Genomic DNA, 13,273 nt, shown 5'->3' on the forward strand with positions numbered 1-13,273 from the left:
TGCCGCATGAGTACGGATGCGGTTGCCGTCATCGGCTTCGTTGCGCTGTTTGCGCTGATGCTGCTGCGCGTGCCCGTCGGCATGGCGATGGGACTCGTCGGCGTGTCCGGCTTCGCCTATCTCGTCAACGGCACGGCGGCGTTGAAGCTGGTCGGCCAGACCTCGATGCGCACGGTCACGGACTACACGTTCGGCGTGATCCCGATGTTCCTGCTGATGGGAACGTTCGTGTCCAACTCCGGCATGAGCCGCGAGCTGTTCCGCGCCGCCAACGGCTTCGTCGGCCATCTGCGCGGCGGGCTCGGCATCGCCACCGTCGCCGCCTGCGGCGGCTTCGCTGCGATCTGCGGCTCGTCCGTGGCGACTGCCGCGACGTTCTCGGCGGTGGCCTATCCCGAGATGCGCCGCTTCGGCTATCCGCAGTCCTTCGCCACCGGCGTCATCGCCGCGGGCGGCACGCTCGGCGCGATGCTGCCGCCGTCGACCGTGCTCGCCGTCTACGGCATCATCACCGAGCAGGACATCGGCAAGCTGTTCATCGCCGGCATCATCCCCGGCCTGTTGGCGATGACCATGTACATGATCACCATCACGGTGATCGGCCGTGTCAGGCCGGATTTTCTCCCGAAGGGCGAGGCGCCGCCGTGGCGCGAGCGCATCGCGGGCCTGAAAGGCATCTGGGCGCCGGTGCTGCTGTTCCTGTTCGTGATCGGCGGTCTCTATGGTCTGCCGTTCCTGCCGCGCTTCACGCCGACGGAAGCCGGCGGCGTCGGCGCCACCGGCGCATTCCTGATCGGCGTGTTCACCGGCCGGCTCGACAAGGACAAGATCCTGGCTTCGCTGCTGCAGGCCACGCGCACCGCGGCCGCGGTGTTCACCGTGCTGATCGGCGCGCTGATCTTCGGCTACTTCCTGACGGTGACGCAGACGCCGCAGAAGGTGACGGAGTTCCTCACCGGCCTCGGCCTCGGCCCCTACGGGGTGCTGGCGCTGATCATGGTGATGTATCTCGTGCTCGGCTGCCTGATGGATGCGATGGCGATGATCATCCTGACCGTGCCGATCATCTTCCCGGTCATCTCCCATCTCGGCTTCGATCCGATCTGGTTCGGCGTCATCATCGTGATGACCGTCGAGCTCGGCCTGATCCATCCGCCGGTCGGCATGAACGTCTTCGTCATCAAGAGCGTGGTGAAGGACGTGTCGTTCTCGACGATCTTCAAGGGCGTGCTGCCCTTCGTGGTCACCGACCTGATCCGCCTGGTGATCCTGATCGCCTTCCCGCTGCTGGCCACCTGGCTGCCGCAACAGATGATGGCCCGCTGATGACGACCCCGATCCTCGAGACCCGCTACGTCTTCACCCTCGCCGTGATGATCGGCGACGTCACCAGTGCCGGCGAGACCGGCATCGGCGTGCGCCGGATCATCCCGATCCATGGCGGCGAGGTGAAGGGCCCCGGCCGCGCCGGTGAGGGCATCAGGGGCAGGCTCTGCAATTTCGGCGCCGACTTCCAGATCATCCGTCCGAACGAGCTGATCGACCTCGAAGCCAAATATGGCTTCGAGACCGACGACGGCGCGACGATCTACGTCGAGAACCGCGGCATCCGCTTCGGACCGGTCGACCTGTTGCAGAAGCTCAAGCGCGGCGAGCCCGTGGACCCCAAGCTGATCTACTTCCGCACCCATCCGCGCTTCGAGACCGGCCACGAGAAATATCGCTGGCTGATGGAGCACGTCTTCGTCGGCTCCGCCGCGAGGCACGCGGACCGCGTCATCATCGACGTGCACGTGGTGCTCTAGGCCGCACGGCCTGCCCCAACTCCGTCATTGCGAGCGCAGCGACGACGTGGCCGACGTGCTGCTTATGGCCGGGCTTGTCCCGGCCGTCCACGTCGCTAGCCTGCTGGGGAAGACGTGGATGCCCGGGACAAGCCCGGGCATGACGGAGCCAAAATAATGGCAGTTGGTCTCTCGTTGAGACTAGTCCTCGTCGTCCCAATCCGCCGCCCGGCCATAGCCGCCGTGGTCGCAATTGCGATAGCGCTGGGCCGGCACGTAACGGTAGCGCTCGTAGCCGTAGCCGTCATACGCCGCGTCGCGATAGTGCGACCGGTAGACCGGCGCGGGCTCATAGGCTTGCGCTTCCGACGCCAGCGCGCCGCCGACGAGAGCGCCGACCAGGAGACCACCGATGAGCGCCGCGTTGCGGCCGTCATGGGCCTGAGCCGGCGCCGCGCCGGCGAGCAGGGTGGCGGTCACGGCGAGCGCGGCAACGCCGCCAGCAAGAGATGTCTTCAGCGAAACCATGGTCCCCTCCATTGGGAAGTGTGGTGACGGTAGAGGTTCTACAGCGCGCGCTTTGAAGGCACCCTGAATGCGATGTTGTCGGCCGTTCACTTTGCTGTCGGCCACGCTGCCCGCCGCAACAGCGGTGTCGTCCCTGCGAACGCAGGGACCCATACCGCGGAATCTGTCGGTTGGGCATAACTGGCAGTCCTCATCTCACGAGGGCCGGTGGTTATGGGTCCCTGCGTTCGCAGGGACGACAGCGGAGAGCGGTGAGGCGCCGTTGCCTCCGATCCTTGATTTTTGCAAAACAAAAATATCTTGCGTTTTTCCAGAAGTTATGATCATATCGCGCCATCCCGTCCCAAGCCGAGGGGCGTTGCGCGCGATCGTCACGACACGCGGGGCGGGGAGCGGTGGCCGCGATCATGTCGCAGCGTGTCTTCGGGCGCGCGGACGAACGATGTGACGCGGACGTGAAGTCGCAGCGTCCTGACACCCCGTTGCCGGTGTTACGTTCGCGACGGCGCCAACGCGCCGCGCGGATCATGGTGGCCAACAAGCCGGTGCACCAGGGAGACTGCGTATAAGCGTGAAAACCATCGCGCAGGGAAGGCCGGGCGTTTCTCGGCTGCACCTGTGGTACCTGCCGCCTGCATTCTTTTCGCAGGCGGGCCGCAGGCGTCAGCCGACGCCTGGCCTTCCCTGCGCCCTCCGCACCGGAGGGTGAACACGATCAGCAAAGCCCCGGGCGTGATTTCGCCGCGGGAATGCCGGATCATGTCATTTGCCTTTGCGCGCAGGCGGGCCTTACCATGCTGCGTCTGGCCGCGCCCCCCCCCCCGCGGCTTGTTGTTTTGCATCGCACAACATGATGTCGGGCGTCGCTTATTGACTCCCGCGAAGATCGTTATAAAACATAACTATTCTGAACAGGACACAATCAAGCGATGGGAAACGCCGACACCGCCACGCCAGCGGGCGATCCGTCTCTGCTGCAGATCGAACAGCAGGGCGCCGTCCTGACGATCGGGCTCAACCGCCCGGCCAAGCGCAACGCGCTGAATGACGGCATCATCCTCGCCATCGGCGAGCGCTTCACCAGCCTGCCCGACGACGTCCGCTGCGTCGTGATCCACGGCCTCGGCGACAATTTCTCCTCCGGCCTCGATCTCTCCGAATTGCGCGAGCGCGACGCGACCGAGGGCCTGGTGCACTCGCAGATGTGGCATCGCGTGTTCGACCGCATCCAGTATTGCCGCGTGCCGGTGATCGCCGCACTGAAGGGGGCCGTCATCGGTGGCGGTCTCGAGCTCGCCTGCGCCGCGCATATCCGTGTCGCCGAGCCGTCGGCTTACTTCGCGCTGCCCGAAGGCCAGCGCGGCATCTTCGTCGGAGGCGGTGGCTCGGTGCGGCTGCCGCGCCTGATCGGCGTCGCCCGCATGATGGACATGATGCTGACCGGTCGCGTCTATTCCGCGACCGAAGGCTCGTCCTACGGCTTCGCCCAATATCTGGTCGAGGCCGGTGCCTCGATGACCAAGGCCATGGAGTTGGCCGCCAAGATCGCGGGTAACGCGCCGCTGACGAATTTCGCGGTGCTGCAGGCGCTGCCGATGATCGCGGAGGCCAATCCGCAGACCGGCCTGCTGATGGAATCGCTGATGGCCACCGTCGCGCAGAGCGACAAGGAGGCCAAGAGTCGCATCCGCGCCTTCCTCGATCACAAGACCGCCAAAGTGAAGCCGACGTGACATGACCACACAAACAATAAGAAGCACACAGGGAGGAACGGACGACACGGCGCGCACCGCCAGTGTTCATCCGTTGCGCGCGATCTCGTTCAACGATCCCGCGGTCACCGTCGATCGCCGCGACGACGGCACCATCTATCTCCGTCCGAAGCAGCCGCTCGGCGACTATCCGCAGCGGATCACGGACCGGCTGCATCACTTCGCCAAAGCCACACCAGAGCGCGTGTTCATGGCCGAGCGCGTCGGGCCCGAGGGCTGGCGCGAGCTGACCTATGCCACACTGCTGGCGGCGAGCCGGCACATCGCCTCGGGGCTGCTCGCCCGCGGACTCTCGCCGGACCGCCCGGTGATGATCCTGTCGGGCAATTCGATCGATCATGCCCTGGTCGCGTTCGGCTCGCTCTATGCCGGCGTGCCCTTCTGCCCGGTGTCGCCGGCCTACTCGCTGGTGTCGCGCGACTACGGCAAGCTCGCTTATCTGATGAAGCTGCTGACGCCGGGCCTCGTCTTCGTCGACGACGCCGACAAGTTCGCCGACGCGCTCGTCGCGAACGTGCCCGACGGCACCGAGATCGTGGCCTCGTTCGGCTCGGTGCCGGGCCGCAAGGTCACGATGCTCGCCGATCTCATCGCGTCGCCGCTGTTTGCAGGCCTCGATGCTATCAACGACAAGATCGGTCCGGACACGATCGCGAAATTCCTGCTCACCTCTGGCTCGACCGGCAATCCGAAGGCCGTGATCAATACCCAGCGCATGATCTGCGCCAACCAGGTGATGATCCGCGAGACGCTCGCCTTCCTCAAGGACGAGCCGCCCGTCATCATCGACTGGCTGCCCTGGAATCACACCTTCGGCGGCAACCACAATATCGGCCTGACCTTGTTCAACGGCGGCTCGATGTATCTCGACCAGGGCAAGCCGGTGCCTGGCGGCATCGAGGAGACCGTGCGAAACCTGCGCGAGATCTCGCCGACGGTCTATTTCAACGTCCCCAAGGGCTATGAGTCGCTGCTGCCCTATTTCCGCGAGGACCCGGCGCTGCGGAAGTCCTTCTTCCAGCGGCTGCACGCGATGTTCTTCTCCGGCGCCGCACTGGCGCCGCATGTCTGGAACGAGCTCGACGAGCTCTCGGTGGCCGAGACGGGCACTCGCGTGCCGATGCTGACGGGCCTCGGCTCCACCGAGACCGCACCGTTCTTCATGTCGGTCAATCCGCGTACCAGCCGCTCCGGCCATGTCGGCCTGCCGGTCTCCGGCAACGAGGCCAAGCTCGTTCCCAACAACGGCAAGATGGAAGTGCGCGCCAAGGGGCCGAACGTGACGCCGGGCTATTGGCGCCTGCCGGAGGTCTCGGCCGCGGCCTTCGATGACGAAGGCTACTACAAGATGGGCGACGCGCTGAAGCCCGTCGATCCCGACGACTTCAATGCCGGCTTCGATTTCGACGGCCGTGTTGCCGAGGACTTCAAGCTGGCGTCGGGCACCTGGGTCTCGGTCGGTCCTCTCAGGGCGCGCTTCATCGCCGCCTGCGCGCCGCTGGCGCGCGACGTCATCATCGCAGGCATCAACCGCGACGAGATCGCGGCCATCGTCGTGCTCGATCTCGACGGCTGCCGGCTCATCAATGCGACCCTGCCGATGGACGATCTCGCCGCGACGGCGGCGGATCCGCTCATCGTCCAGGCGTTCCGCGAGCGCTTCGCCAAGTTCCAGGGCACCGCGACCGGCTCGTCGACGCGGATCACGCGCGCCGTGCTGCTCGGCGAGCCGCTGTCGATCGACAAGGGCGAGGTCACCGACAAGGGATCGATCAACCAGCGCGCCGTGCTGGAGAACCGCAAGGACCTGATCGAACGCATCTACGCCGCGACGCCGGACGGCGACATCATCATCGCCGGCTGATCGACGCATCCAAGGGAGAAACGACAATGTTGTTGAAGGATCAGGCCGCCATCGTCACCGGCGGCGCCTCCGGCCTCGGGGCCGCCACCGCCCGCAAGCTCGCGTCGCAGGGGGCCAAGGTCGCGGTGTTCGATTTGAACGCCAAGCTGGCGGCGGAGGTTGCCGCTGAGATCAAAGGTGTTTCGGTGGTGTGCGACGTGTCCGACGCCGCCGGCGCTGAAGCCGGCGTCGCCGAGGCGGTCAAGGCGCTCGGCCAGCAGCCGCGCGTGCTGGTGAACTGCGCCGGCATCGGCGTCGCCAAGCGCGTCGTCGGCCGCGACGGCCCGATGCCGCTGGCCGATTTCGAGAAGGTCATCAAGGTCAACTTGATCGGCTCGTTCAACATGCTGCGCCTGGTCACCAACGGCATGACCAAGCTGGAGCCGCAGGCGACCGGCGAGCGTGGCGTCGTCATCAACACCGCGTCGGTCGCCGCCTATGACGGCCAGATCGGACAGTCGGCCTATTCGGCTTCCAAGGGCGGCATCGTCGGCATGACCCTGCCGATCGCGCGCGAGCTCGCGCAGTTCGGCATCCGCGTGCTGACCATTGCGCCCGGCCTGTTCCTGACGCCGCTGCTCGCCAACCTGCCGCAGGAGGCCCAGGACTCGCTCGCCGCCGCGATCCCGTTCCCCCGCCGTCTGGGTCATGCCGACGAGTTCGCCGCGCTGGCGCTGCACATGGTCGAGAACGCCTATCTCAACGGCGAAGTCGTCCGCCTCGACGGCTCGCTGCGCATGGCGCCGAAGTAGGATTGATGCGCCGAGCTACTCGCCAGAGGCTCGCTGCCAGCCTCTCCCCGCGCGCGGGGAGAGGCCGGATTGCATCGCCAGATGCAATCCGGGTGAGGGGGCTCTCCGCGAGTCTGGTGCGCGTGGCTGCCCCTCACCCCAGCCCTCTCCCCGTAAAGAACGGGGAGAGGGAGCGCACCGTCTACACGGCTGATAGCGAGGCCAAACCAATGTTCATCCACCGCCGCGACGTGCAGATCCAGTGGGGCGACTGCGATCCCGCCAACATCGTCTACTACCCGCGCTACTTCGCGATGTTCGACGATGCGACCTCCGTCATGTTCGAGGCGGCCGGGTTCTCCAAGCAGGACATCGTCCGTCGCTACGGCCTGGTCGGCATCCCCATGGTCGACACCCGCGCCAAGTTCTACATCCCATCGACCTATGGCGACTGGATCACGATCGAGAGCCGGATCGAGAGCATCAAGCGCTCGTCCTTCGACGTCACCCATAAGGTGTTCAAGGGCGAGGCGCTGGCGATCGAGGGATTCGAGACGCGGGTGCTGGTCGGGCGCGATCCGGCCGACCCGGACAAGCTGAAGTCGGCGCCGTTTCCCGAGGAGATGCGCGCCAAGTTTCTCGGTGGATGAGGCTGGAATGGGTGCGACATGCGACCGTCTTAAGGATGTTCAGCTGTCATGCTTTGGTCGACTGGTGAGGCGTGATCTTCTCGTGTTCAATGCTATGATCACGTTTGGACACATATCGGCCGGCCATGTTGGAAGGCGCCCCGGACAAGGGGCGGGACTGCAAACAGGATCGGCGGATCACGAGCTGAACCGAAAAGATCAAGGGAGGATTTTATGAGGAAGGCCTATCTGGCGGCGGCTGGCGTCATCGCGATGCTCGCAGCTGCTCCTGCGCTGGCGCAGACCAGCGAGATCACCATCGGCATCACCACGACCACGACGGGGCCGGGCGCGGCGCTCGGCATCCCCGAGCGCAATGCGCTCGAGTTCGTGCCGAAGGAGATCGGCGGCGTGCCGCTCAAGGTGATCGTGCTCGACGATGGCGGCGATCCGACCACGGCGACGACGAATGCGCGCCGCTTCGTGACGGAGTCGAAAGCCGACATCATCATGGGCTCGGCGCTGACGCCGCCGACCATCGCGGTGTCCAACGTCGCCAACGAGGCCGGCATTCCGCATTTCGGCCTGGCGCCGTTCCCGGTCACGCCTGAGCGGATGAAATGGTCGGTGGTGATGCCGCAGCCGGTGCCGATCATGGGCAAGGTGCTGTACGAGCACATGAAGGCGCACAACATCAAGACCGTCGGCTACATCGGCTACTCCGACTCCTACGGCGATCTCTGGTTCAACGATCTGAAGAACCAGGCGGTGCCGATGGGCATCACGATTGCCGACGAGGAGCGGTTCGCGCGCCCCGATACGTCGGTCACCGGCCAGGTGCTGAAGCTGGTCGCCGCCAATCCGGACGCGATCCTGGTCGGCGCCTCCGGCACCGCGGCGGCGCTGCCGCAGACCGAGCTGCGCGAGCGCGGCTACACCGGCCTGATCTATCAGACCCACGGCGCCGCGAGCATGGACTTCATCCGCATCGCCGGCAAGGCGGCGGAGGGCGTGATCATGGCCTCCGGCCCGGTGATGTCGCCGGAGACGCAGGACGACAGCGCGCTGACCAAGAAGCCCGGCCTCGAGCTGAACAAGGCCTATGAAGCCAAGTATGGCCCGAACAGCCGCAGCCAGTTCGCCGGTCACTCCTTCGATGCGTTCGAGATCCTCAAGCGCGTCATCCCGGTGGCGCTGAAGACCGCCAAGCCCGGCACGCCGGAGTTCCGCGAAGCCATCCGCCAGGCGCTGATGACCGAGAAGGACATGGCGGCCTCGCAGGGCGTCTACAACTTCACCGAAAAGGATCGCTCGGGCCTCGACGACCGCTCCCGCATCATCCTGACCGTGAAGGACGGGAAGTACGTCCCGGCGAAGTGAGCCGCGAGACCATAGCTTCTGATTGAGAAAGGCCGGCTCCGTGAGCCGGCCTTTCGGCCATTTGGACGAGGATCTTTGTAGTTTTCCGAGAGGCCCGCCATGATCCCAGCCCCCACCGGCGCCACAAGGCTCCACATCATCATCGGCGATCCGATCGCACAGGTGCGTGCGCCGGCCGGCGTGAGCCAGGCGTTTGCCGAGCAGGGCAGCGATGCGATCCTCGTCCCGGTCCAGGTCGCGCCAGGCGATCTCGCGGACTTCCTGGCGGCAATGACTCGGGTCAGGAATCTCGACGGCATCGTCGCGACGATCCCGCACAAGTTCGCCTGCTACCGCGCCTGCGCGACCGCCACCGAGCGTGCGCAGTTCATCGGCGCCGTCAACTTGATGCGGCGTGGTGAAAGCGGCGGGTGGCACGGTGACATGGTCGATGGCCTCGGCTTCGTCGGCGCGGCGAAAGCCAAGGACTTCGATCCCGCAGGCTGCCGGGCGTTGCAGATCGGCGCGGGCGGAGCGGGTTCGGCGATTGCGCTGGCGCTGATCGATGCCGGCGTGCGCGAGCTTGCCATTCACGACAGCGATCCCGGACGCCGCGATGTGCTGATCGCGCGCCTCAACGAGCGGGGCAAAGGCCGCGCCGTTGTCGGCGGCACCGATGCCAGCGGCTTCGACCTGGTCGCGAATGCGACGCCGGCGGGCATGCAGCCCGGCGATCCCTTGCCGGTCGACATGGCGACCGTCAGCCCGTCGGCCTATTGCGGCTGCGTGATCACCCGGCCGGAGGTGTCGCCGTTCATCGCCGCTGCGCGCCAGCGCGGCTGCCTGACGGCGACCGGCACCGACATGTACCGGGCGCTGGAGCGCGTGATGGTCGATTTCCTGCTGTCGAAGGAGGCGCCCTCCTGAAGCAGCGCCTCACCCCATCGACATCAGGCTCAGCTCGCAGCCGCCTCGGCAAAGCCGAGATAGCTCGCCGCCACGCGCTCATCGGTGGCGATCTCGCTGGCCTTGCCGTTGAGCACGAACTCGCCGAGCTCCATGACATAGGCGCGGTCGGCGACCTTGAGCGCGGCCTTGGCGTTCTGCTCGACCAGCAGCACCGAGACGCCTTCCTGGCGCAGCCTGGCGACGATCTCGAAGATGCCGGCGACGATGATCGGCGCCAGACCGAGGCTGGGCTCGTCCAGCATCAGCATCTTCGGCGCGCCCATCAGCGCCCGGCCCATCGCCAGCATCTGCTGCTCGCCGCCGGAGAGCGTGCCGGCAAGCTGCTTGCGCCGCTCCTTGAGCTTCGGAAACAGCGTGTAGACGTGCTCGAAGCCGCGCGCGGCGTGCGCCTTGCTCATGCGGAACGCGCCGAGCTGCAGATTGTCCTCGACGTTCATGGTGGCGAACAGCTCGCGATGCTCCGGCACCAGGCACAGTCCACGCGCGACGCGGTCCTCGATCTCATAGCGTGCCAGGTCCTCGCCCAGGAAGGAGACGCGGCCCTTCAGCGGAAACACGCCCATGATGGCGCTGAGCAGCGTAGTCTTGCCGGCGCCGTTGGCGCCGATGATGGTGACGATCTCGTTCTCGGCGACGGTCAGCGAGACCGATCTGACAGCCTCGACCTTGCCGTAGGAGACGTGGACGTCGGCGACTTCCAGCAAGGTGCTCATGCAGCGGCTCCGAGATATGCCTTGATCACCTCGGGATTGGTCTTGATCGCGGCTGGTGTGCCCTCGGCGATCTTGGTGCCGAAATCGAGCACCACGATGCGGTCGGCGAGATCCATGACAAATCCCATGTCGTGTTCGACCAGCAGCACCGACATGCCGCCGGCGCGGAGGTCGCGCAGCAGCGCGCCGAGGCGCTGCTTCTCCATGTGGCGCAATCCCGCGGCCGGCTCGTCGAGCAAGAGCAGCATCGGATCGACGCACAGCGCGCGGGCGATCTCGACGATGCGCTGCTGGCCGAGAGACAACGAGCCAGCAAGCTGGTGCATCTGGTCGCCGAGCCCGACGCGATCGATCTGGCGCGCGGCTTCCGCGAGCAGCTTGGCCTCGTCGGCGCGGTCGAGCCGGAACATGCTGGTGAGCGCATTGGAATGGCCGCGCAGATGGGCGCCGATCGCGACGTTCTCCAGCACCGTCATGTCCGGCACCAGCTTGACGTGCTGGAAGGTGCGGGAAATGCCGAGCTTGACGACGTCCTGCGGCGGGGCGTTGCCGACGGCCTTGCCGAGCACCGAGATGTTGCCGGAGGTCGGCGGCAGCACGCCGGTGATCAGGTTGAAGGTCGTGCTCTTGCCGGCGCCGTTCGGGCCGATCAGCGCGACGATCTCGCGGGCCTGGACGTCGAAGGAGACGTTGTTGACCGCAACCACGCCGCCGAACTGCTTTCGCGCGTTGTCGACCTGCAGCAGGACGTTGGGCGTCGTCGCGGACCGCTCGCGGGCCGGCAGCTTGATTGTGGTGTCCGGCTTCTTCGCCAGCGGCTTGAACGGCAGGCGCGCCGTCAGCCACGGCCACAGGCCGGTCGGAGCGAGCTGGAGGAGCGTCACGAGCAGGATGCCGAACACGATGGTCTCGAGCTGGCCCTCGCCATGCAGCAGCAGCGGGAGGTAGCTTTGCAGGACCTCCTTCAGCACAACGACGATCGCAGCACCCAGCACGCCGCCCCAGACATAGCCGGCGCCGCCGACGACGGCGACGAACAGATATTCGATGCCGGCCTGGGCGCCGAACGGCGTCGGGTTCACGGCGCGGGTGAAGTGCGCATAGAGCCAGCCCGAGAGGCCGGCGAGCACGGCGGCATAGATGAACACCAGCAGCTTGGCGCGGGGTGCGTAGACGCCGAACGCTTCCGCCGCGATGTGGCCGCGGCGCAGGGCGCGAATGGCGCGACCGGTGCGGGAGTCCAGCAGGTTCATCGTCAGCAGCGCAGAGATCAGAACGGCGGCCCAGATCGCGAAATAGATCGTGCCGGGATCGAGCATCTTGAGGCTGCCGATCGACAGCGGCGGGATGCCGGAGATGCCGTCATTGCGGCCGAGGAAGGCGAGCTTGCTGAACAGGTAGTACAGGCCGAGACCCCAGGCGAGCGTGCCGAGCGGCAGATAGTGGCCGGACAGTCTGACCGTGACGAGGCCGAGCAGCACCGCGGCGAGGCCGGAGACCAGCAGCGACAGTGGCAAGGTCAGCCAGGGCGAGATGCCATACTGCGCCGAGAGCACCGCGGTCGTGTAGGCGCCGAAGCCGACGAAGGCGGCCTGGCCGAACGAGGTGAGGCCGCCGACGCCGGTCAACAGCACCAGGCCCATCGCGACCAGCGCGGACAGGCCGATATTGTCGAGCAGCACGATCCAGAACGGCGGCATGCCCGGAATGAACGGGATCGCCGCAACGATGACGGCAAAGACGATGAGAGGCCAACGCTCGCGCACGGCTCAATCCTTCTCTTCTTCGACCGCGGGCGCGGCGAGCGAACGCAGCAGCAGGACCGGGATCAGCAGCGTGAAGACGATCACTTCCTTGAAGTTCGAGGCGTAGAACGAGGAGAACGCCTCGACGATGCCGACGACGAGCGCGGCGACGGCGGTCAGGGGATAGCTGATCAGGCCGCCGATGATCGCGGCGATGAAGCCTTTGAGGCCGATCAGGAAGCCGGTGTCGTAATAGAGCGTCGTGATCGGGACGATCAGGATGCCCGAGAGCGCGCCGATGCTGGAGGCCAGCAGGAAGGCGATCTGGCCGGACAGCGTGGTGCGGATGCCGACGAGGCGGGCGCCGAGCCGGTTGACGGCGGTGGCGCGCAGCGCCTTGCCGTAGAGGGTCAGGCCGAAGAACAGCCAGAGGCCGACGATGAAGGCGATGGTGATGCCGTAGACCGCCATGCCCTGTCCGGTAAAGCGCAGCGAGCCGAGCGTCGCGCTGGCATTCAGCAGCGTCGGGCCACGCTGGCCTTCGGCGCCGAAGAACAGCAGGCCGAGGCCCTGCAGCGCCAAGTGAACGCCGACCGAGGCGATCAGCAGCACCAGCACCGAGGTGTGCGCGAGCGGCTGGAACACGATGCGGTAGAGCGACAGGCCGATGCTGGCCACGATCAGCAGCGACAGCACCAGGCTGACGCCGGCGGGCATGCGCTGGTTCGCCGCCCACATGCTGGCGAGCAGAATGGCCACCGGGAGGACCACGTTGAGGCCGAAGGTGCGCACGATCTTCGGCGCGTGCAGCGTCTTGCGCATGGCGTAAAGGTCGAAGGCGAAGGCCGCGAGCCCGATCACGACGGCGAGCTTCGCCGTGCCCGGCATTTGGCCGGCAGCGAGCGAGGCATAGGTGAGGGCGCCGTAGGTGACGAATTCGCCCTGCGGGATCAGGATCACCCGGGTGACGGCAAACACCAGCACGAGCGCCAGCCCGAGCAGCGCGTAGATCGCGCCATTGGTAATGCCGTCCTGCAACAGGAACAGCAGGATCGTTGTGTTCAAGACCGGACGCTCCCCCTCTGTGGTGACCGGATGCGGGCGACGCCATGCGCCGTCCGCAGGTCGGGGCAGTTGAAT

General features: G+C 66.3%; 12 protein-coding genes. 8 read left to right on the forward strand and 4 right to left on the reverse strand.

Annotation, left to right across the window (positions count from 1 at the left end; all coding sequences use genetic code 11):
• The first annotated feature begins 6 nt into the window (after nucleotides 1-6).
• On the forward strand, nucleotides 7-1,326 hold the full coding sequence (locus tag ACQR1H_RS09715) for a TRAP transporter large permease (protein ID WP_315805176.1): 1,320 nt from the start codon (nucleotides 7-9) through the stop codon (nucleotides 1,324-1,326).
• Nucleotides 1,326-1,805: a DUF3237 domain-containing protein gene (locus tag ACQR1H_RS09720; protein ID WP_434907480.1), complete on the forward strand. Its 480-nt coding sequence runs from the start codon at nucleotides 1,326-1,328 to the stop codon at nucleotides 1,803-1,805. The genes ACQR1H_RS09715 and ACQR1H_RS09720 overlap by 1 nt, the downstream gene beginning before the upstream one ends.
• Before the next feature lie 180 nt (nucleotides 1,806-1,985).
• Here the strand turns inward: ACQR1H_RS09720 and ACQR1H_RS09725 are convergent, their stop codons facing one another.
• Nucleotides 1,986-2,312, reverse strand: coding sequence for a hypothetical protein (locus tag ACQR1H_RS09725; protein ID WP_434873387.1), 327 nt, complete (start codon nucleotides 2,310-2,312; stop codon nucleotides 1,986-1,988).
• Nucleotides 2,313-3,241: 929 nt separating this feature from the next.
• Here ACQR1H_RS09725 and ACQR1H_RS09730 point away from each other — a divergent pair.
• The 6 genes from ACQR1H_RS09730 (at nucleotide 3,242) to ACQR1H_RS09755 (ending at nucleotide 9,633) form a co-directional block, all read left to right on the forward strand.
• On the forward strand, nucleotides 3,242-4,045 hold the full coding sequence (locus tag ACQR1H_RS09730) for a crotonase/enoyl-CoA hydratase family protein (protein WP_315805726.1): 804 nt from the start codon (nucleotides 3,242-3,244) through the stop codon (nucleotides 4,043-4,045).
• A 1-nt stretch (nucleotide 4,046) separates the two neighbouring features.
• Nucleotides 4,047-5,948, forward strand: coding sequence for a feruloyl-CoA synthase (locus tag ACQR1H_RS09735; RefSeq protein WP_434907481.1), 1,902 nt, complete (start codon nucleotides 4,047-4,049; stop codon nucleotides 5,946-5,948).
• A 26-nt stretch (nucleotides 5,949-5,974) separates the two neighbouring features.
• Entirely contained in the window at nucleotides 5,975-6,739 is a 765-nt protein-coding gene (locus tag ACQR1H_RS09740) for an SDR family NAD(P)-dependent oxidoreductase (RefSeq protein WP_434846259.1), read from the forward strand.
• Between the two features lie 209 nt (nucleotides 6,740-6,948).
• Nucleotides 6,949-7,368, forward strand: a complete 420-nt coding sequence (locus ACQR1H_RS09745) for an acyl-CoA thioesterase (protein ID WP_316238200.1) — start codon at nucleotides 6,949-6,951, stop codon at nucleotides 7,366-7,368.
• A gap of 213 nt (nucleotides 7,369-7,581) precedes the next feature.
• Entirely contained in the window at nucleotides 7,582-8,727 is a 1,146-nt protein-coding gene (locus ACQR1H_RS09750) for an ABC transporter substrate-binding protein (RefSeq protein ID WP_315805730.1), read from the forward strand.
• Nucleotides 8,728-8,826: 99 nt separating this feature from the next.
• Entirely contained in the window at nucleotides 8,827-9,633 is an 807-nt protein-coding gene (locus tag ACQR1H_RS09755; protein ID WP_315805731.1) for a shikimate dehydrogenase family protein, read from the forward strand.
• 29 nt (nucleotides 9,634-9,662) lie between these two features.
• Here ACQR1H_RS09755 and ACQR1H_RS09760 read toward each other — a convergent pair whose 3' ends face one another.
• From ACQR1H_RS09760 to ACQR1H_RS09770, 3 genes are read right to left on the reverse strand one after another with little or no spacing between them, the layout of a single operon-like run.
• Nucleotides 9,663-10,388 (reverse strand): ABC transporter ATP-binding protein, encoded by a 726-nt coding sequence (locus tag ACQR1H_RS09760; protein ID WP_316216437.1) that lies wholly within the window; start codon nucleotides 10,386-10,388, stop codon nucleotides 9,663-9,665.
• Complete coding sequence (locus tag ACQR1H_RS09765; protein ID WP_315805733.1) at nucleotides 10,385-12,154, reverse strand: branched-chain amino acid ABC transporter ATP-binding protein/permease; 1,770 nt, start codon at nucleotides 12,152-12,154, stop codon at nucleotides 10,385-10,387. Before ACQR1H_RS09765 ends, ACQR1H_RS09760 begins: the two co-directional genes overlap by 4 nt.
• Before the next feature lie 3 nt (nucleotides 12,155-12,157).
• Nucleotides 12,158-13,198: a branched-chain amino acid ABC transporter permease gene (locus ACQR1H_RS09770; RefSeq protein WP_316238199.1), complete on the reverse strand. Its 1,041-nt coding sequence runs from the start codon at nucleotides 13,196-13,198 to the stop codon at nucleotides 12,158-12,160.
• Between the last annotated feature and the right edge of the window lie 75 nt (nucleotides 13,199-13,273).

It is taken from the genome of Bradyrhizobium sp. HKCCYLRH2015, from assembly GCF_051168215.1.
GTDB lineage: Bacteria > Pseudomonadota > Alphaproteobacteria > Rhizobiales > Xanthobacteraceae > Bradyrhizobium.

Coding starts and splice junctions, on each gene's coding strand:
- ACQR1H_RS09730 (WP_315805726.1), top strand. CDS start 3,242: ATGGGAAACGCCGACACCGCCACGCCAGCGGGCGATCCGTCTCTGCTG.
- ACQR1H_RS09735 (WP_434907481.1), top strand. CDS start 4,047: ATGACCACACAAACAATAAGAAGCACACAGGGAGGAACGGACGACACG.
- ACQR1H_RS09725 (WP_434873387.1), bottom strand. CDS start 2,312: ATGGTTTCGCTGAAGACATCTCTTGCTGGCGGCGTTGCCGCGCTCGCC.
- ACQR1H_RS09745 (WP_316238200.1), top strand. CDS start 6,949: ATGTTCATCCACCGCCGCGACGTGCAGATCCAGTGGGGCGACTGCGAT.
- ACQR1H_RS09755 (WP_315805731.1), top strand. CDS start 8,827: ATGATCCCAGCCCCCACCGGCGCCACAAGGCTCCACATCATCATCGGC.
- ACQR1H_RS09750 (WP_315805730.1), top strand. CDS start 7,582: ATGAGGAAGGCCTATCTGGCGGCGGCTGGCGTCATCGCGATGCTCGCA.
- ACQR1H_RS09715 (WP_315805176.1), top strand. CDS start 7: ATGAGTACGGATGCGGTTGCCGTCATCGGCTTCGTTGCGCTGTTTGCG.
- ACQR1H_RS09740 (WP_434846259.1), top strand. CDS start 5,975: ATGTTGTTGAAGGATCAGGCCGCCATCGTCACCGGCGGCGCCTCCGGC.
- ACQR1H_RS09720 (WP_434907480.1), top strand. CDS start 1,326: ATGACGACCCCGATCCTCGAGACCCGCTACGTCTTCACCCTCGCCGTG.
- ACQR1H_RS09760 (WP_316216437.1), bottom strand. CDS start 10,388: ATGAGCACCTTGCTGGAAGTCGCCGACGTCCACGTCTCCTACGGCAAG.